At 55.4% G+C, this 19,784-nt stretch carries 20 protein-coding genes; 8 read left to right on the top strand and 12 right to left on the bottom strand.

What is annotated here, in order from left to right:
- Positions 1-55 precede the first annotated feature (55 nt).
- The 6 genes from yiaY to G163CM_RS18685 all read right to left on the bottom strand — a co-directional run bounded on the left by yiaY (position 56) and on the right by G163CM_RS18685 (position 6,872).
- Positions 56-1,207: an L-threonine dehydrogenase gene (yiaY, locus tag G163CM_RS18710; RefSeq protein ID WP_231825930.1), complete on the bottom strand. Its 1,152-nt coding sequence runs from the start codon at positions 1,205-1,207 to the stop codon at positions 56-58.
- A 167-nt stretch (positions 1,208-1,374) separates the two neighbouring features.
- On the bottom strand, positions 1,375-3,231 hold the full coding sequence (selB, locus tag G163CM_RS18705) for a selenocysteine-specific translation elongation factor (RefSeq protein WP_231825929.1): 1,857 nt from the start codon (positions 3,229-3,231) through the stop codon (positions 1,375-1,377).
- The gene (gene selA / locus G163CM_RS18700) at positions 3,228-4,619 is read right to left on the bottom strand and encodes an L-seryl-tRNA(Sec) selenium transferase (protein ID WP_231825928.1); all 1,392 of its coding nucleotides are present in this window, start codon (positions 4,617-4,619) and stop codon (positions 3,228-3,230) included. Before selA ends, selB begins: the two co-directional genes overlap by 4 nt.
- 105 nt (positions 4,620-4,724) lie before the next feature.
- Positions 4,725-5,333 (bottom strand): glutathione S-transferase, encoded by a 609-nt coding sequence (locus G163CM_RS18695; RefSeq protein WP_231825927.1) that lies wholly within the window; start codon positions 5,331-5,333, stop codon positions 4,725-4,727.
- Positions 5,334-5,400: 67 nt separating this feature from the next.
- Positions 5,401-6,537, bottom strand: coding sequence for an HlyD family secretion protein (locus G163CM_RS18690; protein ID WP_015962504.1), 1,137 nt, complete (start codon positions 6,535-6,537; stop codon positions 5,401-5,403).
- Between the two features lie 5 nt (positions 6,538-6,542).
- Complete coding sequence (locus G163CM_RS18685) at positions 6,543-6,872, bottom strand: DUF3302 domain-containing protein (RefSeq protein ID WP_015962503.1); 330 nt, start codon at positions 6,870-6,872, stop codon at positions 6,543-6,545.
- Positions 6,873-7,408: 536 nt separating this feature from the next.
- On the opposite strand from G163CM_RS18685, the gene mtlA reads away from it, so the two are divergent.
- The 3 genes from mtlA (at position 7,409) to mtlR (ending at position 11,147) form a co-directional block, all read left to right on the top strand.
- Positions 7,409-9,316 carry a PTS mannitol transporter subunit IICBA gene (mtlA, locus tag G163CM_RS18680; protein ID WP_231825926.1) on the top strand — a complete coding sequence of 636 codons (1,908 nt, stop codon included), beginning with the start codon at positions 7,409-7,411 and terminating at the stop codon, positions 9,314-9,316.
- Positions 9,317-9,411: 95 nt separating this feature from the next.
- Complete coding sequence (gene mtlD, locus G163CM_RS18675) at positions 9,412-10,560, top strand: mannitol-1-phosphate 5-dehydrogenase (RefSeq protein ID WP_231825925.1); 1,149 nt, start codon at positions 9,412-9,414, stop codon at positions 10,558-10,560.
- On the top strand, positions 10,557-11,147 hold the full coding sequence (mtlR, locus tag G163CM_RS18670) for a mannitol operon repressor MtlR (RefSeq protein WP_231825924.1): 591 nt from the start codon (positions 10,557-10,559) through the stop codon (positions 11,145-11,147). The genes mtlD and mtlR overlap by 4 nt, the downstream gene beginning before the upstream one ends.
- A 5-nt stretch (positions 11,148-11,152) precedes the next feature.
- Here mtlR and G163CM_RS18665 read toward each other — a convergent pair whose 3' ends face one another.
- Positions 11,153-11,368 (bottom strand): glycogen synthase, encoded by a 216-nt coding sequence (locus G163CM_RS18665; RefSeq protein WP_015962499.1) that lies wholly within the window; start codon positions 11,366-11,368, stop codon positions 11,153-11,155.
- 272 nt (positions 11,369-11,640) lie between these two features.
- Between G163CM_RS18665 and G163CM_RS18660 the strand changes: the two genes are divergently transcribed.
- The 5 genes from G163CM_RS18660 (at position 11,641) to trmL (ending at position 16,468) form a co-directional block, all read left to right on the top strand.
- Entirely contained in the window at positions 11,641-12,003 is a 363-nt protein-coding gene (locus G163CM_RS18660) for a YibL family ribosome-associated protein (protein WP_231825923.1), read from the top strand.
- Between the two features lie 326 nt (positions 12,004-12,329).
- Complete coding sequence (gene lldP / locus G163CM_RS18655; protein ID WP_015962498.1) at positions 12,330-13,985, top strand: L-lactate permease; 1,656 nt, start codon at positions 12,330-12,332, stop codon at positions 13,983-13,985.
- A complete protein-coding gene (gene lldR, locus G163CM_RS18650) occupies positions 13,982-14,758 on the top strand; it encodes a transcriptional regulator LldR (RefSeq protein ID WP_231825922.1) in 777 nt (258 codons plus the stop codon). Before lldP ends, lldR begins: the two co-directional genes overlap by 4 nt.
- Positions 14,755-15,945, top strand: coding sequence for an FMN-dependent L-lactate dehydrogenase LldD (lldD, locus tag G163CM_RS18645; protein ID WP_231825921.1), 1,191 nt, complete (start codon positions 14,755-14,757; stop codon positions 15,943-15,945). The genes lldR and lldD overlap by 4 nt, the downstream gene beginning before the upstream one ends.
- Positions 15,946-15,994: 49 nt before the next feature.
- On the top strand, positions 15,995-16,468 hold the full coding sequence (gene trmL, locus G163CM_RS18640; RefSeq protein ID WP_015962495.1) for a tRNA (uridine(34)/cytosine(34)/5-carboxymethylaminomethyluridine(34)-2'-O)-methyltransferase TrmL: 474 nt from the start codon (positions 15,995-15,997) through the stop codon (positions 16,466-16,468).
- 1 nt (position 16,469) lies between these two features.
- On the opposite strand, the gene cysE is transcribed toward trmL, so the two are convergent.
- The 5 genes from cysE to G163CM_RS18615 all read right to left on the bottom strand — a co-directional run bounded on the left by cysE (position 16,470) and on the right by G163CM_RS18615 (position 19,636).
- Positions 16,470-17,291 (bottom strand): serine O-acetyltransferase, encoded by an 822-nt coding sequence (gene cysE, locus G163CM_RS18635; RefSeq protein ID WP_015962494.1) that lies wholly within the window; start codon positions 17,289-17,291, stop codon positions 16,470-16,472.
- Between the two features lie 79 nt (positions 17,292-17,370).
- Positions 17,371-18,390 (bottom strand): NAD(P)H-dependent glycerol-3-phosphate dehydrogenase, encoded by a 1,020-nt coding sequence (gene gpsA / locus G163CM_RS18630; protein WP_149463687.1) that lies wholly within the window; start codon positions 18,388-18,390, stop codon positions 17,371-17,373.
- Complete coding sequence (gene secB / locus G163CM_RS18625) at positions 18,390-18,857, bottom strand: protein-export chaperone SecB (protein ID WP_041686358.1); 468 nt, start codon at positions 18,855-18,857, stop codon at positions 18,390-18,392. The genes gpsA and secB overlap by 1 nt, the downstream gene beginning before the upstream one ends.
- A gap of 87 nt (positions 18,858-18,944) precedes the next feature.
- Positions 18,945-19,193: a glutaredoxin 3 gene (gene grxC, locus G163CM_RS18620; RefSeq protein ID WP_015962491.1), complete on the bottom strand. Its 249-nt coding sequence runs from the start codon at positions 19,191-19,193 to the stop codon at positions 18,945-18,947.
- An 11-nt stretch (positions 19,194-19,204) separates the two neighbouring features.
- Complete coding sequence (locus G163CM_RS18615) at positions 19,205-19,636, bottom strand: rhodanese-like domain-containing protein (protein ID WP_015962490.1); 432 nt, start codon at positions 19,634-19,636, stop codon at positions 19,205-19,207.
- Positions 19,637-19,784 lie beyond the last annotated feature (148 nt).

Genomic DNA, 19,784 nt, shown 5'->3' with positions numbered 1-19,784 from the left:
CGCGGCTGGCGTTTTTTTCGCCAGCCGTTCATAGGTTTACGACAACGGTCACGAATTACATTGCAGCGCGGTAAATCGCCATAATTTCGTCGTGCGTCGCCTGAATCGGGTTAGTGAAACCGCAGGCATCTTTCAGAGCGTTGGTTGCCAGAACCGGGATATCTTCTTCTTTCACGTTCAGGTCACGCAGGCCCGCCGGAATGTTTACTTCGCGCGCCAGTTTGCAGATAGCGTCGATGCAGGCTTTCGCGCCCTGTTCATCGCTCAGACCTGCAACGTTGACGTTCATTGCCTGTGCGCAGTCACGCAGACGCGCGGCGGCTACTTTGCTGTTGAACGCCTGGACGTGCGGCAGCAGAACGGCGTTGCAGACACCGTGCGGCAGGTCGTAGAAACCGCCAAGCTGGTGCGCCATCGCGTGAACATAGCCAAGCGATGCGTTGTTAAACGCCATACCGGCCAGGAATTGTGCGTACGCCATCGCTTCGCGTGCTTCCGCGTTAGCGCCATCGGCAACGGCTACGCTCAGGTTTTCGGCAATCATGGTGATCGCTTTCAGCGCACAGGCGTCGGTAATTGGCGTAGCAGCGATAGATACATAGGCTTCGATAGCATGGGTCAGCGCATCCATCCCGGTCGCGGCGGTCAGCGATTTCGGCATGCCGGTCATCAGGGAGGAGTCGTTCACGGACAGAATCGGCGTCACGTGTTTATCAACGATCGCCATTTTAATATGACGCGCTTCATCGGTGATAATGCAGAAACGGGTCATTTCAGACGCGGTGCCTGCGGTGGTGTTAATGGCGATCATCGGCAGCTGCGGTTTAGCCGAGCGGTCAACGCCTTCGTAATCGCTAATTTGCCCGCCGTTGGAGGCCACCAGCGCAATACCTTTCGCGCAGTCGTGCGGAGAACCGCCGCCCAGAGAAATCACGCAGTCGCAGTTATTTTCTTTGAGGATTTTCAGGCCCGCGTTGACGTTCGCTGTGGTTGGGTTCGGCTGTACGCCGTCATAAATTACGCTGAAAATATCACGCTCAGCCAGGCCTTTTTGCACATCGCCCGCCATGCCCAGTTTATTCAGAATGGCATCCGTGACGATTAGTGCGCGGCGATAGCCATAGTCACGCATCGTATCCATTGCACTGTTTAATGAGTCAGCGCCAATGACATTCACAGAAGGAATATAAAAAGTAGATGCTGCCATGATCGTTCCTTAATTAATGGAAAATTGGCGGCTAGCGTAAGGGAAGACTAAAACAAAAAATATGATCCATATTCTACTTTTGTAAGTAAAAAAATATTGGATGCGTTATTTCTGCGCATCCAATATTAATCAATATAAATTTTGTATTAATTCATTTGATATTTAAATTAATCGTTACTTTTATTGTCAGGGAAAAGTAACGCATCGCGTAATAAATGGTCATTCCCCCGGCGGCGGGTAAAGCCGATACGGTTAAAATATTCCAGAATCTGAATCGCCAGCTTACGCCCGACGTTGAGTTTATCGCGAAAATCTGCGGCGCAGGTGGAGCCCTTTTCCTGATCCAGTTCGCGGATCATGCTCGCAAAGGTGACGATGCGATCGTTACGGTAATAACGATCTTTGACGATCGCCGTAATCATCCCTTGCTGCGCGGCCTGGCGAAGCACCGCGCGCATCAGTTGCTCATCGGTGCCGGTTTGCTGCGCTAAATCGCGCACCCACCAGGGTTCATCAGCAAACAGCGGTGCCGCTTTTTGCCATACCGCATCCTGTTCGTCGGTAAACCCGGCTTTGTGATCCGGCAGATGCAACCAACCGTGATGACTGGCCACAACACCGCTTTCGCGCATCTGCTCAATCAGCGTCAGCACCAGCGCTTCATCTTCCATCGGCAGCGCGATACGACGCAGGCGTTCACGGCCTGGCCCCGGTTCGTCTTTATGCTGCTCGTGGTAGGTCGCCAGCGCATCCAGCAGTTTACGCTGCCAGCGCGCGGCGAGCGGCGCATCCAGTAACGCATTTCCGGCCAGGATATAGCCCGGCTGGCTAATCAGCTGTTGCAACCCCTGCTCGCTCAGCTGGCGTGCCCAGGCGAAATCACTGAGCTGTACCGCATCGCGTTGCAGGTGGATGGAGAGCGCCTGCGCATCGTTCTCTGCGCCCGCGAGTTCGGCTATCCACGCCAGATATTCGGCTTTACGCTTTCCGCGACGCGGTGAATTGAGCGTTACCACGCGCGCGCCGGCAAGGGTAAGACGTGCTGAAATATCGCGTAGCACCAGGCGGTCGTTGTCCGCCAGATACAGCGGCGTGTCCAGCACCAGCTCGGCCAGATTGTTCTCCAACAGCGAGACGCGCCCGGTAATGTGACTGGCGGCATGGTGAATATGCAGCGGCTGCCATTGGGTTAGCGGCACGTGGTTATGCAGCGCGACAATCACCCGCTCGACGGGCGCGGGCGGTTGCTGAGATAGCAGCCAGTCGCCGCGATTCAACTCTTCTTTCTGCGCATCGCCAACGATATTCAGCGCAATACGCTGCCCCCCGTGCGCCTGTTCAGTCGCCTGGTTTTGTGCGTGGATACCACGCACGCGCATCGGTTTATCGACGCCCGTTAGCCACAGCGTGTCACCCACTTTTACATCGCCGGAAAGCGCCGTCCCGGTGACCACCAGCCCGGCGCCTTTCACGGTAAACGCGCGGTCGATCGCCAGACGAAAACGTTGATTCTCCGGATTCACACGCTCTGGAAGTTGCAGCAGATGCGCGCGCAATTCATCGATGCCCAGCCCTGCGGTGGCGGCGGTTTCAAACAACGTGGCGTCTTCAAAACCGTACTCACGCAGTACAGCGTCTATCTCTTGACGCACTTCCGCCACGCGCGCCGCATCAACGCGATCGGTTTTGGTCAGCGCCACCGTCAGCGTCGGCTTTCCGGTCAGTTGCAGAATCGCCAGATGTTCGCGCGTTTGCGCCATCACACCATCGTCACAGGCCACCACCAGCAGGGCATGATCGATACCCCCCACGCCCGCCAGCATGTTAGAGAGAAATTTCTCGTGCCCTGGCACATCGATAAACCCGAGCACCCGTCCATCGGGCTGCGGCCAGTAGGCGTAGCCCAGATCGATGGTCATCCCGCGTGATTTCTCTTCCGGCAGGCGGTCGGCGTTAACGCCAGTAATCGCCTGAAGCAGCGTGGTTTTGCCGTGGTCAACGTGCCCGGCGGTGGCAATAATCATTTCAGCAACATCTCCAGAAAACGTGATTCATCCTCAAGACAGCGCAGGTCGAGCCATAATCGCCCGTCGTAAATGCGCCCGATAACCGGCACAGGCAGGCTGCGCCAGCGGTTAGCCAGTGATTCAAGGCGGCTACCGCGCCCGTCTTTAGGGGTAAAGGTGATGGCGGCACTCGGCAGGCGATCGACGGGCAACGAGCCACTGCCGATTTGCGAGGCACATTCCATCACCGTAACAGAAAATTCATCGCCATAGCGCTGCATCAGCGTTTCACGCAGGCGTTCGGCCTGCGCGTGGATTTCATCCGCACGGCGGTTAAGCAGACGCAGCGTCGGCAGGTCAGCGGTCAGGCGCTCAGGGTGCAGATAGAGGCGCAGCGTCGCTTCCAGCGCCGCCAGCGTCATTTTATCGGCACGCAATGCGCGTTTGAGCGGATGCTGTTGAAGCTGGGCAATCATCGCTTTCTTACCAACGATAATTCCCGCCTGCGGGCCGCCCAGCAGTTTATCGCCGGAGAAACTCACCAGGCTGACACCTGCGGCGATCATCTCCTGCGGCATCGGCTCTTTCGGCAGGCCGTACTGGCTTAAATCAACCAGCGAGCCGCTGCCTAAATCGGCCACCACCGGAATATCCAGCTCGCGGCCAATCTCGGCCAGCTCGGCTTCTTCAACGGTTTTGGTGAAACCTTCAATGCTGTAGTTGCTGGTGTGTACTTTCATCAGCAGCCCGGTGTTTTCATTGACCGCCTGGCGATAATCTTTAGCGTGCGTGCGGTTGGTGGTGCCGACTTCATGCAGCTCGCAGCCCGCCTGACGCATCACGTCCGGGATGCGGAACGCACCGCCAATTTCCACCAGCTCGCCACGCGAGACGACAACTTCTTTGCCGCTCGCCGTCGCCGCCAGCATCAGAAGCACAGCGGCGGCGTTATTGTTAACGATGCAGGCATCTTCCGCGCCGGTCAGGCGGCAGAGCAAATCCGCCAGTGCGCGATCGCGATGACCGCGCCCGGCACCGTCGAGGTCATATTCCAGCGTCACCGGGTCGCGCATCACCTGCGTCACCGCCGCAATGGCGGCTTCCGCCTGCTGGGCTCGCCCAAGATTCGTATGCAGCACCGTACCGGTCAGGTTAATGACCGGGCGAATGGCGCGTTGTGTATCCCTGGTAAAGCGACGCGCGACTTCCCCGGCCCAGTCGTCACTCCAGCCCGGAAGCGCGCTGGTATTGCGGATAGCCAGGCGCGCTTCATCCTGAAGCTGGCGGAGTTGTTCCACCACCTGCGAATGACCGTGGTTTTCCAGAAGGGAAGCAAAGGCGGCATCGCGCAGTAAGCGGTCGGTCGCAGGAAGCTGGCTGTAGAGTGAGCGAGTATCGGTAGTCATGAGTTGGCCTGACGGTTAACGATTTTCCCCCCTCCCGACGGGAGAGGGAGTCCATAGTGAGGAGGGATTGTACAGCGTACGACCATGAAGTGTTATAGGGCAGAATCAAGCCTTTGGCGGTTCCGTGCGGGCAAAACTCTCGCACTGGAACAACGTTTCCACCAGTTTGACCAGATTAGGCCGGTCAACGCACCAGCCCGGCGCGATGCGGCGGAAGTTGAGATAGCTAATGGCGCAGGCGATGGCAATCGTCGCCAGGTTTAGCGTATCGGTGCTGAACGTGCCCTCTTTGAGATGGGTTTCAAGCGCATCAAGGCTACGGCTGATTTTCTCACGCTGACGCAAACATTCCGCTTCCGACTGTTGTGCTGGCGGGCGGGCCAGTTCGCGCACCGCCACCAGCCCGGCGTCCATAATGCCGTCGGCGAGCGCTTCCAGCTGACGCACTTTCAGACGCGCCAGCGGGTCAGACGGTAGCATCTGCGGCTCGACGTTCAGCAGTTCGATGTACTCGGCAATAATCGGTGAATCAAACCAACATTCACCGTCGTCGGTCATCAATGCCGGGACCTTGCCCAGTGGGTTGTACTGGGCTACGCCGTTTTCCAGGTTATAGGGCAGTTCATTCACAAATTCGAATGAAATGCCCTTTTCCAGCAATAAGATAGAAATTTTACGTACGAAAGGGCTGGTGTAGCTGCCGATGAGTTTCATGCCATGTCCTTTTTGCCAACGAAAAAAGAAGTATGGCTCAGCTGTGGTTAAAAAGATGCTTTTACCCTCAATGATCCAGGTAAAGATAATGCATCCAGCTCGTCATTCGCAGCAGTACCTTACGCATAATCGACAGGTGCTCAAAATGGTCAGAATAGACCGCGACCTGCGCATAAATACCATCCGGCAGCGAGTCCACCTCTTCACTCGGTTGAAGTTCAATCAGGGCCATCACGCCGTCGGTACCGGGGACAATCGTGAGCGCCTGCAACGTTCCCTGTGCCTGATAAGAACCTCCGGGCACAACGGGCAAAATGCTGGTGAGCTTGCCGCTGAAAATCTGCCCCGGCAGCGCATTAAACACCACTTCGGCTTCATCACCGGGTTTCAGGCGCAGCAATGAGTTCTGGCGGAACTGGGCCACAATCTGGCGTTTTTGTTCCGGCACGAACACCATTACCGGGCGCAGCGGTAGCGCAGCGGCATAGGTGCCAGGGCGAATCAGTACCTGGGTGGCGAAACCATCGCTGGGCGCGCGGATCACGGTTTGATCGAGATTGAATTTGGCTTCGGTAAGCTGCGCGCGCAGGCTGGCGACCTGCGACTGGTCGCCGTTCACCACGCTGTCCAGTTGGCTTTTAATTTGCGATTGATCGGCAATAGACGCTTTGACCAGCGCGTCCTGCGCCAGATAGTTTTGCCGGGCGTTGTCGATATCGCTTTCCGAAAAGGGGTTCACCCGCGCCTTACTTCCCTGCAAGTAGCGCTGATAATCTTTATACAAACGGTCGCGTTCTGCCGAGACGCGCGTGGTATTTGCCAGCGCTTCATCCAGCTGCGCTTTTAGCACCTGAGTGTTATGAACGGCGGTGACTAAATCAGCTTCAAGCCGATTAACGCGCGCCTGGTAGCGCGTGGGGTCAATCTTAAACAGCACCTCGCCCTTTTTAATCAGCTGGTTTTGTTTATTTGTTACTTCACTCACCACGCCGGTTACCTGCGGGGTAATAGGAATAGAGATAACCGCCTTCTGCGCCTGAAAGGTATAGGGGTGGTTATAGTTCATCCCTAATATTAGCGCACCGACAATAAATACCCCGCCTAATACTGCGGTAGGCACCGTCCATTTATTTACCGGGATCCTGAATATCTTAAAAATCGCCCATGCCAGCGCGACGTAGGTCAATATAATAAGCAGATCCATGATGGTTATTCCCCTGAAGGCGTTTGCATTTTTTTCAGTTGTTTTTCAAGCTCTTCAACGCGGTGTCGCAGCGCATCTTCGCCCTCTGGCGCGGGAGGATGCTGCATCCCCCAGCCGCGATCGGGGCGATACAGCGTCGCCCAGATCCACAGGAACGGCCAGAGAACATGTAATGTAAAAAGGCTTACCCAGCCTGCAACGTGAATGGCATCGGCGTGGGGATGATTGCGCGCCTTCGCAATCATGTAGGGAATATCGTGAATAATAATAATGCCGTAAAAGATAACCAGGAAAACGAAGATCAGAATGCCAAGCGCAAAGTAATTCAGGAACATAGCCGTAACCTCGAATTCACGCTGTCGATAGTGAGCACGCTATACGAAATAACACGTAGCGGACGTCTACTTTGAACATAATCGGCAATTCATCGTTCTGCCATACTCCGCATTCATTATTCTTTTTTGTGTGATGTTACTCGGTTACAGCTAAAGCTCCATCTATCTGCGGAATCTGCTGCAGATCACATCTTGCTTTGACGGCTCGAAAATATCTTGTGAACTCAATCACAAAAAAGAAACAAACAACCGAAAGAAAAACGTGATTAACATCACATTTACATGTGTTCTGCGATGCTTTTTCCTGCTGTGTTGTTTTTTTACACAGTTGTTTTGTGATGGTGATCACTCAAAATCATCAGGTATCTCCTATATTTGTGTGATCTAAGTCACACGAAGACCCGCTATCTGGACAGCTTAACGATTCAGTGCCAGATTTCGCATCATCAACCAGGGTTCGGCTACTACCTCTGCCGCCAATTAACAATAAACTTCAGGTGATCCACCTGCGGGCAAACAGAAACAAGGGGTGTTTTATGTCATCCGATATCAAGATCAAGGTGCAAAGCTTTGGTCGCTTCCTCAGCAACATGGTGATGCCAAATATCGGCGCGTTTATCGCGTGGGGTATTATCACCGCGTTATTTATTCCAACAGGGTGGTTGCCGAACGAAACGCTGGCGAAGCTGGTTGGCCCGATGATCACCTACCTGCTGCCGCTGCTCATCGGTTATACCGGTGGTAAGCTGATTGGCGGCGAACGTGGCGGCGTGGTCGGTGCGATTACCACCATGGGCGTTATCGTCGGTGCAGATATGCCGATGTTCCTGGGTTCCATGATTGCAGGCCCGCTGGGCGGCTGGGCAATCAAGAAATTCGACATCTGGGTAGACGGTAAAATCAAATCCGGTTTTGAGATGCTGGTGAATAACTTCTCCGCTGGCATCATCGGTATGATCCTCGCCATTCTGGCCTTTATGGGCATCGGCCCGGCGGTTGAAGTCCTGTCCAAGCTTCTGGCGGCTGGCGTTAACTTCATGGTTGTACACGACATGCTGCCGCTGGCATCTGTCTTTGTAGAACCGGCGAAAATCCTGTTCCTGAACAACGCGATTAACCACGGTATCTTCTCTCCGCTGGGTATTCAGCAGTCTCATGATCTCGGCAAATCTATCTTCTTCCTGATTGAAGCCAACCCAGGTCCGGGTATGGGCGTTCTGCTGGCGTACATGTTCTTCGGTCGCGGCAGTGCTAAGCAGTCTGCAGGCGGCGCGGCAATCATCCACTTCCTGGGGGGTATCCACGAAATTTACTTCCCGTATGTGCTGATGAATCCACGTCTGATCCTGGCGGTCATTCTGGGTGGTATGACTGGCGTGTTTACTCTGACGCTGCTGAACGGTGGTCTGGTTTCTCCGGCTTCTCCAGGTTCCATCCTGGCCGTACTGGCGATGACGCCAAAAGGCGCGTACTTCGCGAACATCGCGGCAATCGTTGCGGCGATGGCGGTCTCCTTCATCGTTTCTGCCATTCTGCTGAAAACCAGCAAAGTGAAAGAAGAAGATGACATCGAAGCGGCAACCCGTCGTATGAATGACATGAAAGCGGAATCCAAAGGCGCTACCCCGCTGGCGGCTGGCGATGTCACCAACGACCTGAGTCACGTGCGTAAAATTATCGTAGCCTGCGACGCCGGTATGGGTTCCAGTGCAATGGGTGCGGGCGTACTGCGTAAGAAAGTGCAGGATGCTGGCCTGAGCAACATCTCGGTCACCAACTGCGCGATTAACAACCTGCCGCCGGATGTTGACCTGGTCATCACCCACCGCGACCTGACCGAGCGTGCAATGCGTCAGGTACCGCAGGCGCAGCACATCTCGCTGACCAACTTCCTCGACAGCGGCCTGTACACCAACCTGACCGAGCGTCTGGTTGCCGCACAGCGCCACACTGACAACGAAGTGAAGGTGAAAGATAGCCTGAAAGACAGCTTTGACGACACCAACGCCAACCTATTCAAACTCGGCGCGGAAAACATCTTCCTGGGCTGCAAAGCTGCCACCAAAGAAGACGCGATTCGCTTCGCCGGTGAGCAACTGGTGAAAGGTGGTTACGTTGAGCCAGAGTATGTGCAGGCGATGCTTGACCGTGAAAAACTGACGCCGACTTATCTGGGCGAGTCCATCGCGGTACCGCACGGCACCATCGAAGCGAAAGACCGCGTGCTGAAAACCGGTATCGTGTTCTGCCAGTATCCGGAAGGCGTGCGCTTCGGCGAAGATGAAGACGACATTGCCCGTCTGGTGATTGGTATCGCCGCGCGTAACAACGAGCACATCCAGGTGATTACCGGCCTGACCAACGCGCTGGATGACGAATCTGTCATCGAACGCCTGGCCAGCACCACCAGCGTAGAAGAAGTTCTGGCGCTGTTGCAGAAGTAAGTCTCTCTACCCTCTCCCATTGGGAGAGGGTTAGGGTGAGGGAAAAGCCTCACCCCAGCCCTCTCGGGTCAAAAACATTAATGAAGGTTAACACTATGAAAGCATTACATTTTGGCGCAGGTAATATCGGTCGTGGCTTTATCGGCAAACTGCTGGCCGACGCAGGCATTACATTGACATTCGCCGATGTAAACCAGGTGGTACTGGATGCCCTGAATGCGCGTCATAGCTATCAGGTTCACGTTGTCGGTGAAAATGAACAGGTTGATACGGTTTCTGGCGTTAACGCCGTCAGCAGCATCGGTGACGACGTTGTAGACCTGATTGCCCAGGTTGACCTGGTCACCACCGCTGTGGGCCCGGTTGTGCTGGAACGGATTGCACCGGCTATCGCCAAAGGTCTCGCAAAACGTAAAGCACAGGGCGTCAATACCCCGCTGAACATTATCGCCTGCGAAAACATGGTGCGCGGCACCAGCCAGTTGAAAGGCCACGTGATGGCCGCCGTTGCCGAAGATGAAAAAGCCTGGGTGGAAGCGAACGTCGGCTTCGTGGATTCCGCCGTTGACCGTATCGTGCCGCCGTCGGCTTCTGCAACCAACGATCCGCTGGAAGTGACCGTTGAAACCTTCAGCGAGTGGATTGTCGACAAAACTCAGTTCAAAGGCGCGCTGCCGAACATTCCAGGCATGGAATTAACCGATAACCTGATGGCATTTGTCGAACGTAAACTCTTCACGCTGAACACAGGTCATGCTATAACCGCCTACCTCGGCAAAATGGCCGGGCATCAAACTATCCGCGACGCGATCCTCGATGAGAAAATTCGCGCAGTGGTAAAAGGCGCGATGGATGAAAGCGGCGCGGTACTGATCAAACGCTATGGTTTTGATGCGCAGAAACATGCCGCATACATTCAGAAAATCCTCGGTCGTTTTGAAAACCCGTATCTGAAAGATGACGTTGAGCGCGTAGGCCGTCAGCCGCTGCGTAAACTGAGCGCGGGCGACCGTCTGATTAAACCGCTGCTGGGCACGCTGGAATACGGTTTGCCGCACGTTAACCTGGTGAAAGGTATCGCCGCTGCGATGCATTTCCGCAGTGAAGAAGATCCGCAGGCGCAGGAACTGGCCGCGCTGATTGATGAAAAAGGCCCGCAGGCCGCGCTGGCACAGATCTCTGGTCTGGACGCGAACAGCGACGTGGTGAAAGCCGCCGTCGCACTCTACAACGCCAGCAAATGATGCAAGACCCGGCGCAGGCTATCCTGCGCCTGAACAGTAGATTGTCAGATATGCAGGCAATAATGGAAGAAACACAGGCTTTTGAAAACCGTGTGCTTGAGCGTCTGAATGCTGGCAAAACCGTCAGAAGTTTCCTGATTGCCGCCGTCGAGCTACTGACCGAGGCGGTCAATATTCTGGTGCTTCAGGTGTTCCGCAAAGACGATTACGCGGTGAAATATGCCGTCGAACCGCTACTGGACGGCAGCGGCCCATTGGGCGACCTTTCGGTCCGGCTCAAGCTTATCTATGGGCTGGGCGTGATTAGCCGTCATGAGTATGAAGATGCGGAATTGCTGATGGCGCTGCGCGAAGAGCTAAATCATGATGGCAGCGAGTATGCCTTCACGGATGATGAAATTCTTGGGCCTCTGGGCGAGCTGCACTGCGTCTCTGCCCTGCCACCCGCGCCTTTCTTTGACGATAGCGATGCCGACCTGCTGGCAATGCAGCAACAGCGTTATCAACAGGTCGTTCGCTCAACGATGGTACTTTCTCTGACGGAGCTGATTTCCCGAATCAGCTTGAAAAAAGCCTTCCAGAAATAACGCCCTCAAACTTCATTCGCCTGGTTTTCGACCGGCTGATAAAGTTTGCGGTAGTGCTCTAATCGCTCCAGAAACATCGCCGCTTTCTCTTCCGGGATCTCTTCCGGTACGTGACTCAGGCGGGGCGATTTTTTCAGGTACTCCATAAATGCCTGACTGGACGCCATAAAATCTACGGCTTTGTCGATGACAAGTGGTACGTTTTCGCCAAGTTTGCCCATAACGTAGTCCTCTTCATGATTCCTGCCTTCAGAATGGACAATTTAGGGCGGTACGTTTGGGGAAAATGTGCGATTCCATGTGACGACGTGTCAAAAAAGAGATCTGCTTAACCATTTTCCATAAAATGCTATTAATTCATAGTATTACTAATAATTCGCAGGTAAATAAGTGCAGACCTAATCAGACTATTTTGTATAATTCGCTATCGGTTACGATCGCTGTCGCGCATACTATGCGCTATTACGTCATTTTTTTATCAGATATACGCAAAATGAAAGAAATCGAAAAAAACGAAATCAAACGCCTGAGCGACCGTCTGGACGCCATCCGTCACCAGCAGGCTGAACTGTCGCTGGTTGAAAACGCAGAGAAGTACGCCGAGCTGGAAAGCGAGAAAGAGAAGCTGGAAGCGGAAATCACGCGTCTGCGTGAAGTACACAGCCAGAAACTGAGTAAAGAAGCCCAGAAACTGATGAAGATGCCTTTCCAGCGTGCGATCACCAAGAAAGAACAGGCCGACATGGGCAAGCTGAAGAAAAGCGTGCGCGGGCTGGTTGTGGTTCACCCGATGACCGCGTTGGGCCGCGAAATGGGCCTCGAGGTGATGACCGGTTACGCGAAAACTGAGTTCTGATCGATACAGTTAGTGCCCGATGGCGCTTCGCTTACCGAGCCTAACTTATAGGGCATTACCGTAGGTTGAACAAGCGAAGTACCATCCGGCAATTCTTTTCTCCCCACCCAATTGGCCCAACCAATTCCTCTCTTTCCTTCCAATGGTTCACAATTTCGCTATTTATTCATACAATGCCGTTGCTAGAACATAACAATTAGTTAACCATTCATTGTCATTATCCCTACACCATCATATTGGAAGGGCCACTTTTACATAAACTGTGACGCCGAGATGAGCGCAGACTCACCGCGAAGCTGGTTATGGGCCCCCAGGAGACCTGCACAATGAGCCTCTGGCAACAAAACTATGACCCGGCCAATAACATCTGGCTGTCGAGCCTGATAGCATCGCTACCCATTCTCTTTTTCTTCTTCGCGCTGATTAAGCTCAAGCTGAAAGGCTACGTCGCCGCCAGCTGGACCGTTGCCATCGCGCTCGCCGTTGCCCTGCTGTTCTACAAAATGCCGGTGGATAACGCGCTGGCATCGGTGGTGTATGGCTTCTTCTACGGCCTGTGGCCGATTGCGTGGATCATCATCGCCGCCGTTTTCGTCTACAAAATTTCGGTGAAAACCGGGCAGTTCGACATCATCCGATCATCAATACTGTCGATTACGCCCGACCAGCGTTTGCAGATGCTGATCGTCGGATTCTCCTTCGGCGCCTTCCTGGAAGGGGCTGCCGGTTTTGGCGCGCCGGTAGCGATTACCGCCGCGCTGCTGGTGGGGTTGGGCTTTAACCCGCTATATGCCGCAGGCCTGTGCCTGATCGTCAACACTGCGCCGGTGGCCTTTGGCGCGATGGGGATTCCGATTCTGGTCGCCGGGCAGGTCACCGGTCTGGATAGCTTTGAGATTGGCCAGATGGTTGGCCGTCAGTTGCCGTTCCTGACCATTATCGTGCTGTTCTGGATCATGGCAATTATGGACGGCTGGCGCGGGATTAAAGAAACCTGGCCTGCGGTAATGGTCGCGGGTGGTTCGTTTGCCATTGCCCAGTACCTGAGCTCTAATTTTATTGGCCCGGAGCTGCCGGACATTATCTCTTCGCTGGTCTCCCTGGTGTGCCTGACGCTGTTCCTGAAACGCTGGCAGCCGGTACGCATCTTCCGCTTTGGCGATATGGGCGCATCGCAGGTCGATCAGACGCTGGCGCGCACCAACTACACCGCCGGGCAGATTGTTCGCGCCTGGTCGCCGTTCCTGTTCCTGACCGCCACCGTTACGCTGTGGAGTATTCCGCCGTTTAAAGCGCTGTTCGCACCGGGTGGGGCGATGTACGAGTTTGTGATTAATATTCCGGTTCCGTTCCTCGACAAACTGGTGGCCCGTATGCCGCCTGTAGTGAGCGAAGCCACGGCCTACGCGGCGGTCTATAAGTTCGACTGGCTGTCGGCAACCGGTACGGCGATTCTGTTTGCCGCACTGCTCTCTATCGTCTGGCTGCGCATGAAGCCGAAAGACGCCATCAGCACTTTCGGTACCACGCTGAAAGAACTGGCGCTGCCGATTTACTCCATCGGGATGGTGCTGGCGTTCGCGTTTATCTCGAACTACTCCGGCCTCTCTTCAACGCTGGCGCTGGCGTTAGCGCATACCGGTCATGCGTTTACCTTCTTCTCACCGTTCCTTGGCTGGCTGGGCGTATTCCTGACCGGTTCAGATACTTCATCAAACGCGCTGTTTGCCGCATTGCAGGCTACCGCCGCGCAGCAGATTGGCGTCTCTGACGTGCTGCTGGTTGCCGCCAATACCACCGGCGGCGTCACCGGCAAGATGATTTCGCCGCAGTCCATCGCCATCGCCTGTGCGGCGGTGGGCCTGGTCGGCAAAGAATCTGATCTGTTCCGCTTTACCGTGAAACACAGCCTGATATTCACCTGCATGGTGGGCGTAATCACCACGCTTCAGGCCTATGTCTTAACCTGGATGATCCCATGATAGTGATGCCCAGACGCCTGTCCGACGAGATTGCTTCTCGCGTGCGGGCGCTGATTGAAGAACAACAGCTGGAAGCGGGCATGAAATTGCCCGCCGAGCGCCAGCTGGCAGCCCAGCTCGGCGTGTCGCGCAATTCTCTGCGCGAAGCGCTGGCAACGCTGGTCAGTGAAGGCGTGCTGCTCAGCCGTCGCGGCGGCGGCACGTTTGTGCGCTGGCCACATGAAGCGTGGTCAGAGCAAAACATCGTTCAGCCGCTGAAAACGCTGCTGGCCGATGACCCGGATTACAGCTTCGATATTCTGGAAGCGCGCCACGCCATTGAGGGCAGCACCGCCTGGCATGCCGCCATGCGCGCAACGGATGCCGACAAAGAGAAAATCGCCCTCTGCTTTGAAGCAACGCTCAGTGAAGACCCGGACCTCGCCTCGCAGGCCGACGTCCGTTTTCATCTGGCGATTGCTGAAGCCTCGCACAACGTCGTGCTGCTGCAAACCATGCGTGGTTTCTTCGATTTGCTGCAATCCTCAGTCAAACAGAGCCGCCAGCGCATGTATCTGGTACCGCCGGTCTTTGCCCGCCTGACCGAACAACATCAGGCCATCCTTGATGCCATTGTGGCTGGTGACGCCGAAGGCGCACGCCAGGCGATGATGGCCCATTTAGGTTTCGTTCACACCACCATCAAACGTTTTGATGAAGATCTGGCTCGTCAGGCACGCATCACCCGCCTGCCCGACGACCACGCTGAAAATTCCAGGGAGAAAAAAGCATGATTATTTCAGCCGCGAGTGACTACCGTGCCGCCGCCGAGCGCATTCTGCCACCGTTCCTGTTCCACTACATCGATGGCGGCGCGTATGCGGAATACACCCTGCGCCGCAACGTGGAAGATTTATCTCAGGTCGCTTTGCGCCAGCGCGTGCTGAAGAACATGGCCGACCTCAGCCTGGAAACCACGCTGTTTAAAGAAAAACTCTCAATGCCGGTTGCGCTTGGCCCGGTCGGCCTGTGCGGCATGTACGCGCGTCGTGGCGAGAAGCAGGCAGCGGCAGCGGCGGATGCTCACGGTATTCCGTTCACGCTTTCTACCGTCTCCGTTTGCCCCATTGAAGAGGTCGCGCCAACCATCAAGCGCCCGATGTGGTTCCAGCTGTACGTGCTACGCGACCGTGGCTTTATGCGTAACGCGCTGGAACGCGCAAAGGCGGCGGGTTGCTCCACGCTGGTGTTTACGGTTGATATGCCGACGCCGGGCGCGCGTTATCGTGATGCCCACTCGGGCATGAGCGGCCCGAATGCCGCGATGCGTCGCTACTGGCAGGCGGTAACCCATCCGCAGTGGGCATGGGATGTCGGCCTCAACGGGCGTCCGCACGATCTGGGTAATATCTCCACCTACCTCGGTAAACCGACCGGGCTGGAGGATTACATCGGCTGGCTGGCGAACAACTTCGATCCGTCGATTTCGTGGAAAGACCTGGAGTGGATCCGTGAATTCTGGGATGGCCCGATGGTGATCAAAGGGATCCTCGACCCGGAAGATGCGCGCGATGCGGTACGCTTTGGCGCGGATGGGATTGTGGTCTCCAACCACGGTGGCCGCCAGTTGGATGGCGTGCTTTCTTCTGCCCGCGCACTGCCTGCGATTGCCGATGCGGTGAAAGGCGATATCGCGATTCTGGCGGATAGCGGCATTCGCAACGGGCTGGACGTGGTGCGTATGATTGCCCTGGGTGCAGATACCGTACTGCTGGGCCGCGCCTATCTTTATGCGCTGGCAACGGCGGGTCAGGCGGGCGTGGCGAATCTGCTGAGCCTGATTGAGAAAGAGATGAAGGTGGCGATGACGCTGACCGGTGCGAAAACGATTAGTGAAATCAGCCGCGACTCATTGGTGCAGGAACTGGGTAAAACTTTGCCTGCGGCGCTGGCACCACTGGCGCGTGGCGATGCCGCGTGAGGGTGAAGTAAATATCTGCTATTCTGCCCCCCGCACTTAAGGGGGCAGCATGCTTAACATCGTTTTATTCGAACCAGAAATCCCGCCAAATACCGGCAATATCATCCGCCTTTGCGCCAATACCGGCTTTCGTCTGCACATCATCGAACCGATGGGTTTTACCTGGGACGATAAGCGTCTGCGCCGTGCGGGGCTGGATTATCACGAATTTACTGCTGTCACGCGTTATCAAAACTACGACGCGTTTTTTGAGGCTGAGAAACCCCAGCGTCTGTTTGCCCTGACGACCAAAGGCACGCCTGCGCACAGCGCCGTGAGCTACCAGGATGGCGACTATCTGATGTTTGGCCCGGAAACGCGCGGCCTGCCAGCGTCTATTCTGGATGCCCTGCCGCCGGAACAAAAAATTCGTATTCCCATGATGCCGGACAGCCGCAGCATGAATTTGTCTAACGCGGTGTCGGTGGTGGTGTATGAAGCGTGGCGCCAACTGGGATATCCGGGCGCCATTTTACGAGGTTAAATTAAATCCCGTCGCCATACTCAAACGTATGGTGAATGCCGTTGAAGTGCTGGTCCATATCCATCGACGGCTTATCGCTGTCTGGCTTACCGACAATACGCGCCGGTACGCCTGCGGCGGTCGTGTGCGGCGGCACGGGTTGCAGAACCACAGAGCCTGCACCAATTTTCGCGCCGCGCCCGACTTCAATATTGCCGAGGATTTTCGCGCCCGCGCCAATCATTACGCCTTCGCGGATTTTCGGGTGACGATCGCCGCTGGTTTTTCCGGTACCGCCAAGGGTGACCGATTGCAGAATCGAGACGTCGTTTTCAATCACCGCCGTTTCACCCACGACAATGCCGGTCGCGTGGTCGAGCATGATGCCACGGCCAATCTTCGCAGCCGGATGGATATCGACCTGGAACGTCACAGAGACCTGATTTTGCAGGAAAATCGCTAATGCGCGACGCCCCTGCAACCACAGCCAGTGGCCGATGCGATAAGCCTGCAACGCGTGAAAACCTTTCAGATAAAGCAGCGGCGTGGAGTATTTATCTACCGCCGGGTCACGCGTGCGCACCGCCTGAATATCGCAGGCCGCAGAGGCGATCATTTCCGGGTCAGCCGCGTAGGCTTCTTCCACCACTTCGCGAATGGCGATGGCAGGCATAATCGGCGACGCCAGTTTGTTGGCTAACATGTAGCTGAGGGCGCTGCCGAGATTTTCATGCTTGAGTAGCGTCGCGTGATAAAAGCTGGCCAGCATCGGCTCACAATCGGCCAGTGCCCGGGCTTCAGCTTTAATGTTGTTCCAGACAATCTCCAGTTCTTCACACGACATTGCATACTCCAGACGATGATGAATGACCGGCCAGTTCTGTGCCAGCCGGGTCATTTGAGGTGACAAAGGTTTCCTGTATTTACTTGCCGCTGCGTTCGTCCTTGCGAGCACGACCTAATAACGTCAATGCTGCCTCGCGCGCGCTTTTTCCGCAATATAATACCTGATAAATTTCCTCGGTTATTGGCATTTCGACACCCACACGGTGCGCCAATTCGCGAACTTCTTTGGTATTACGGTAACCTTCGACCACCTGGCCGATTTTATCCTGCGCATCCTGAACGTCTGCGCCCTGGCCGAGTGCCATGCCAAAACGACGGTTACGCGACTGGTTGTCGGTACAGGTCAGTACCAGATCGCCCAGCCCCGCCATCCCCATAAAGGTGACCGGATCGGCGCCCAGCGCCGCACCCAGACGTGACATTTCAGTCAGGCCACGGGTGATCAGCGCCGTACGGGCATTCGCGCCAAAACCGATGCCGTCGGAGATACCCGCGCCAATGGCAATGACGTTTTTCACCGCGCCGCCCAGCTGCACGCCGATAAAATCAGGGTTGCTGTAAACGCGGAAGCTTTTGCCGCAGTGCAGCAGTTGCTGCAAGTCGTCGGCAAAGACCGGGTCGGTTGACGCCAGGGAGATTGCGGTCGGCAAGCCTGCCGCCAGCTCTTTGGCAAACGTCGGCCCGGAGATAACCGCCAGCGGGATATCATCGCCAAGGGCTTCTCGCGCCACGTCCTGCAACAGACGCCCCGTTTCTGCTTCCAGCCCTTTCGTCGCCCACACCACGCGCGCATCGCTGCGCATCAGCGGTTTCATCTGGCGCAGCACCAGACCGAAGACGTGGCTCGGCACAACCACCAGCACATTACGGCTGGCGGCCAGCGCCGTCGCGAGATCGCTTTCGAGGTGCAGAGAGTCCGGGAAGGGAACATCGGGAAGAAACGCCACGTTGCAGCGATCACGCTGTAAGGTCGCGATATGTTCAGGATCGTGGCCCCAGAGTACGACCTGGTGGCCGTTTCTTGCCAGGGTGATGGCAAGAGCGGTGCCGTACGAGCCGGCACCGATCACAGTCATTGAAGCATTAAGTGCGTTCATCAGGCATCCTGATGTTGTTCTGCACCTTCGCCGGACTGCTGCTGCAAGTAGTTCATGAACAGCGCATCAAAGTTAACCGGCGCAAGGTTCAGCTGCGGGAAAGTCCCACGGGAAACCAGGCTGGTGATGCATTCACGCGCATACGGGAACAGAATGTTCGGGCAGTATGCACCCAGGCAGTGCGCCATCTGAGTACCTTCGATACCTTCGATGGAGAAAATACCGCCCTGCTGAACTTCACACAGGAAGCCGGTTTCTTCGCCCAGCGTTGCCGTTACGGTGACACGCAGCACCACTTCAAACACGCCTTCCGCCAGTTGGTTGGAAGCCGTATCAAGATCAAGTTTAACCTCTGGTTGCCAATCTTTCTGGAAAACGTGCGGCGCATTTGGCGCTTCGAAAGATACGTCCTTGGTGTAGATACGCTGGATCTGGAAATTCATTTCAGTGTTGTTTTGCTCAGACATGTGTAAAAACCCTTTCGTGTTGTCCTTAAAATACGCGTTATTCTTCAGGCCGATACGTGTCGGCGTGACGCTCACGCACATGCGCTCTTACAGCAGGGGATCAAGTCCACCACGTGCATCAAGCGCATACAAGTCATCACAGCCGCCAATGTGCTGTGCATCAATAAAAATCTGCGGAACCGTCGTGCGGCCACTGCGCTTAATCATCTCTTCGCGTTTTTCCGCGTCGCCATCGATCGGCAGCTCCTGGAAGGTAACGCCTTTGCTGCTCAGCAATGCTTTTGCGCGATGGCAAAACGGGCAGGTCGCTTTGGTGTAGATTTCGATAGTAGCCATGACAATTATCCTTACTTACCGCGAACTAAAGGAAGATTTTCGCCGCTCCAGCCTGCAATACCTTCTTTCAGCACATAAACCTGTTCAAAGCCCGCTTTGAGCAGCGCGTTTGCTGATTCCTGAGCCTGCATGCCAGACGCGTCGGTGACGATCACCGGCTTATTCTTGTGCTTGTCTAACTCACCCACGTTGTTGGCTTTCACTTCCGCCGGCAGCAGGTTGATAGAGCCTGCGATGTGGCCTTTACGGAAATCATCGCGCTGACGCAGGTCGACAACCACCGCGTCTTCTTTGTTGATAAGACGCGTAGCTTCACCACGGGTAATCACTTTAACTTTAGACGCCAGACCTTTAAAGGTGGTGAACAGAACGGCCACCAGTAAGGCTATCCATGCGATGCTCAGCACAGGGTGACGGCTAACAAATTGCATAATTTCTTGCATGGGGGGTAACGACTCCCGACTTAATGATTAAAAAACCAGGGAAGGAGTATACCTGTGCAGTGGAGCAAATACAGCCAGGCCGCGCGATGTAATGCATTTTCTGCGGCGTACTCCGGAAAAAATGCCACAAAAGCGCCGTTTCAGGGCT

It is taken from the genome of Pseudocitrobacter corydidari (genome assembly GCF_021172065.1).
Lineage (GTDB): Bacteria > Pseudomonadota > Gammaproteobacteria > Enterobacterales > Enterobacteriaceae > Pseudocitrobacter > Pseudocitrobacter corydidari.
This window is presented reverse-complemented; position numbering and strand designations above follow the sequence as displayed.

Bases quoted from the DNA above. Each gene is read 5' to 3' on its own strand.
- gpsA (WP_149463687.1), bottom strand. From the start codon at position 18,390: ATGAACGCACTTAATGCTTCAATGACTGTGATCGGTGCCGGCTCGTAC.
- mtlD (WP_231825925.1), top strand. From the start codon at position 9,412: ATGAAAGCATTACATTTTGGCGCAGGTAATATCGGTCGTGGCTTTATC.
- G163CM_RS18695 (WP_231825927.1), bottom strand. From the start codon at position 5,333: ATGAAACTCATCGGCAGCTACACCAGCCCTTTCGTACGTAAAATTTCT.
- lldR (WP_231825922.1), top strand. From the start codon at position 13,982: ATGATAGTGATGCCCAGACGCCTGTCCGACGAGATTGCTTCTCGCGTG.
- G163CM_RS18665 (WP_015962499.1), bottom strand. From the start codon at position 11,368: ATGGGCAAACTTGGCGAAAACGTACCACTTGTCATCGACAAAGCCGTA.
- yiaY (WP_231825930.1), bottom strand. From the start codon at position 1,207: ATGGCAGCATCTACTTTTTATATTCCTTCTGTGAATGTCATTGGCGCT.
- G163CM_RS18615 (WP_015962490.1), bottom strand. From the start codon at position 19,636: ATGCAAGAAATTATGCAATTTGTTAGCCGTCACCCTGTGCTGAGCATC.
- G163CM_RS18660 (WP_231825923.1), top strand. From the start codon at position 11,641: ATGAAAGAAATCGAAAAAAACGAAATCAAACGCCTGAGCGACCGTCTG.
- G163CM_RS18690 (WP_015962504.1), bottom strand. From the start codon at position 6,537: ATGGATCTGCTTATTATATTGACCTACGTCGCGCTGGCATGGGCGATT.
- mtlR (WP_231825924.1), top strand. From the start codon at position 10,557: ATGATGCAAGACCCGGCGCAGGCTATCCTGCGCCTGAACAGTAGATTG.
- G163CM_RS18685 (WP_015962503.1), bottom strand. From the start codon at position 6,872: ATGTTCCTGAATTACTTTGCGCTTGGCATTCTGATCTTCGTTTTCCTG.
- selB (WP_231825929.1), bottom strand. From the start codon at position 3,231: ATGATTATTGCCACCGCCGGGCACGTTGACCACGGCAAAACCACGCTG.
- trmL (WP_015962495.1), top strand. From the start codon at position 15,995: ATGCTTAACATCGTTTTATTCGAACCAGAAATCCCGCCAAATACCGGC.
- lldD (WP_231825921.1), top strand. From the start codon at position 14,755: ATGATTATTTCAGCCGCGAGTGACTACCGTGCCGCCGCCGAGCGCATT.
- grxC (WP_015962491.1), bottom strand. From the start codon at position 19,193: ATGGCTACTATCGAAATCTACACCAAAGCGACCTGCCCGTTTTGCCAT.
- mtlA (WP_231825926.1), top strand. From the start codon at position 7,409: ATGTCATCCGATATCAAGATCAAGGTGCAAAGCTTTGGTCGCTTCCTC.
- selA (WP_231825928.1), bottom strand. From the start codon at position 4,619: ATGACTACCGATACTCGCTCACTCTACAGCCAGCTTCCTGCGACCGAC.
- cysE (WP_015962494.1), bottom strand. From the start codon at position 17,291: ATGTCGTGTGAAGAACTGGAGATTGTCTGGAACAACATTAAAGCTGAA.
- secB (WP_041686358.1), bottom strand. From the start codon at position 18,857: ATGTCTGAGCAAAACAACACTGAAATGAATTTCCAGATCCAGCGTATC.
- lldP (WP_015962498.1), top strand. From the start codon at position 12,330: ATGAGCCTCTGGCAACAAAACTATGACCCGGCCAATAACATCTGGCTG.